This is a genomic window from Pseudoalteromonas holothuriae (assembly GCF_945859825.1).
In the GTDB taxonomy this organism is placed as follows: Bacteria; Pseudomonadota; Gammaproteobacteria; order Enterobacterales; family Alteromonadaceae; genus Pseudoalteromonas; species Pseudoalteromonas holothuriae.
In genome coordinates this window covers 1-2,213 of sequence record NZ_CAMAPC010000056.1, presented here as the reverse complement: position 1 = coordinate 2,213, position 2,213 = coordinate 1, and the positions used below count along the sequence as shown (strand labels likewise).

Below are 2,213 nucleotides of genomic sequence, written 5' to 3'. Positions count from 1 at the left end.
CTGTTACCGTATCATCACCACACAAAAAAGCACGACGAACACACCGTGAAATGCAGTGATAGTATTTTGTATCAACCAAACTCACCTGTCTTTTACGTGCCGTCGCCATGTTAGCTGCCTACCTTTTTGACCAGATAGATAAAAGATAGGCAATGAATGAAAAACAAGCAAATAAAAGTGGGTGTCAAGTTTATTTAGTTTCACACATCAATACAAAATACTTTGGCTAGCGCTAGCAGCTTACCTTCTACCCATTGTCTGCGGTGCTCATAACTTTTACCTGTTACCGTATCATCACCACACAAAAAAGCACGACGAACACACCGTGAAATGCAGTGATAGTATTTTGTATCAACAAGACTTACCTGTCTTTTACGTGCCGTTGCCATGTTAGCTGCCTACCTTTTGACCAGATAAATAAAAGATAGGCGATGAACAAAAAATGCGCAAATAAAAGTGGGTGTCTTGTTTATTTGGCGTTGTTTATTCCTATGATGATTCAGCGAAGAAAGTTATCTATTTGGCGATTGAACAGGCATCCAAAAAATGGACAATGCCAATAAGAAATTGGAAAACGGCCTTGAATCGATTTATGATTGAATTTGAAGACCGTTTGAAAGATGTTATTTAGACTTGGCAGTTACACAAAATGTGTTACAGGGTCAATAGTTCAGCTAGCGACATTGTAAATTGCTATAACGTATATATTCTGGATATGCTTCGGCAACTCGCTTTACTAATTTTCGTTCAATATCTTTACTTTCATCTACTGATGATGTGTAAATTCTAATATTGAAGCAGTTAGTATTTAATAAATTACTTAAATCCACGTATTTATCATCATTATTCCATAACGATTTAATCATTCCTTTTTCAGCCCATCGTTTTCCTTGAGGACTGTTGGTAACACTTGATGAAAGTTGAAATTCCATTTCAGTTAAGAGCTCTTCAAACATTCGCTCAACTTTTAACCCATTAATCCCTGCAATCATAAGGCTTATATCTACTTGTGGTTCTACGTAACTATTTATATCTTCGCTCTCCGAATAAGAGAATACATCCCGAAATAAGACCGAAGCAAACACTAAAATGACAAATACAAAACTCAGATATTTTGGATTTCGTATATGCATTTCTAGTTCACCCTAATGTTGTCTATCTTTTCTTTAAACAAAATGTTTTTACCTTGCTCGCTTCTATTTAAAATATTATGCCTTATTCGATTATCCAAATATTTAAATCCTCCTCTCCCCGCTACACCATTCAACATAGCTTTGACCCTATTATTATTCACTCCCTCACCATATGTGCGTATATATACCTTGCCATTTCGCAACACAACAGAGCGAATAACGTAACCATGCTCAAAAATATGGCCCGGGCGTGTTATGTTTATGACTCGATTATTTGCTGTGTCTACTTCGTGATCTACAGATCCGACACCCAACGGTAAAGTAGTCGGACTATTTCCAGAAACAGGATCTACTCCGTTAGCTCCGGGCGCTGCATTTCTTATATTTTGCAAGCCAACCTCTCTCGCATTGCAACCTTGTAAACCTACCGAGCAAATCTCAGTTTCGACGACGTCATCACTATCCTTACCATATTCATGGTAATTGGACAGTTAAAAGAAGTTTGACACGAACTTGATGTAAAACTAGATGGCTCGCCCGGACTTTCTTTACTAACTGAAGGATTTTCACTAGATGATCCAACACCACCACTGATATTTGCGTTGCTATCTTTTTTGTTCGCCGCTCCTTTCATATCCATCATATTACTAACTTCATCAGCAGTAACATCATTAACCGTCATGCTGCCATTATTAGTATTGATTTTAATTGAATCTTTGCCGACCTCAACACTTTGAACTTTATCTGATGCGCTGATTTTGCCTGTTGTAGAGACATCAGCAGTTTTCGTGCGCACATTCGATCCAGTCTTTTTCTCCCATTTATACCCACTCGGATCCACCCCTGCCAGCGGGTTATTCATTATATACGAATATGGATTAATACTCTGGCTATTCGTTGGGCTTTGAATAACCGGATCAACACTCATAAACCGACCAAGGTTATAATCGTACACCCGACCGTTCATATGAATGAGTTCTAGTTCATCCAAGTGCTCGTGGTCGGTAAAGCCACGGTTGGTTTTGGTTTTGTCTTTATCGTCTAATTGCGATATCGCTTTTAAGCCGCCCGTGCTGAGCC

At 38.6% G+C, this 2,213-nt stretch carries 3 protein-coding genes and 3 pseudogenes; 1 reads left to right on the top strand and 5 read right to left on the bottom strand.

Going from position 1 to position 2,213, the window contains the following annotated elements; genetic code table 11:
- Both OCI93_RS20780 and OCI93_RS20775 read right to left on the bottom strand, forming a co-directional pair.
- Positions 1–109 (bottom strand): annotated as a pseudogene (locus OCI93_RS20780) (transposase); the annotation flags it as partial.
- Positions 110–203: 94 nt separating this feature from the next.
- Positions 204–389: pseudogene (locus tag OCI93_RS20775) on the bottom strand (transposase); the annotation flags it as partial.
- A 104-nt stretch (positions 390–493) separates the two neighbouring features.
- On the opposite strand from OCI93_RS20775, the pseudogene OCI93_RS20770 reads away from it, so the two are divergent.
- Positions 494–631, top strand: a pseudogene (locus tag OCI93_RS20770) (IS256 family transposase); the annotation flags it as partial.
- A gap of 43 nt (positions 632–674) precedes the next feature.
- Here OCI93_RS20770 and OCI93_RS20765 read toward each other — a convergent pair.
- From OCI93_RS20765 to OCI93_RS20755, 3 genes are all read right to left on the bottom strand, one after another.
- Complete coding sequence (locus OCI93_RS20765; protein ID WP_261627241.1) at positions 675–1,133, bottom strand: hypothetical protein; 459 nt, start codon at positions 1,131–1,133, stop codon at positions 675–677.
- A gap of 2 nt (positions 1,134–1,135) precedes the next feature.
- Entirely contained in the window at positions 1,136–1,525 is a 390-nt protein-coding gene (locus OCI93_RS20760; protein ID WP_261627240.1) for a hypothetical protein, read from the bottom strand.
- A 32-nt stretch (positions 1,526–1,557) separates the two neighbouring features.
- Positions 1,558–2,213: RHS repeat domain-containing protein (locus tag OCI93_RS20755; protein ID WP_261627239.1), on the bottom strand; the 656-nt coding region annotated here is incomplete at its 5' end.

What these genes read in the sequence shown, in the direction of transcription:
- OCI93_RS20765 (WP_261627241.1), bottom strand. Translation starts at nt 1,133, where the DNA reads ATGCATATACGAAATCCAAAATATCTGAGTTTTGTATTTGTCATTTTA.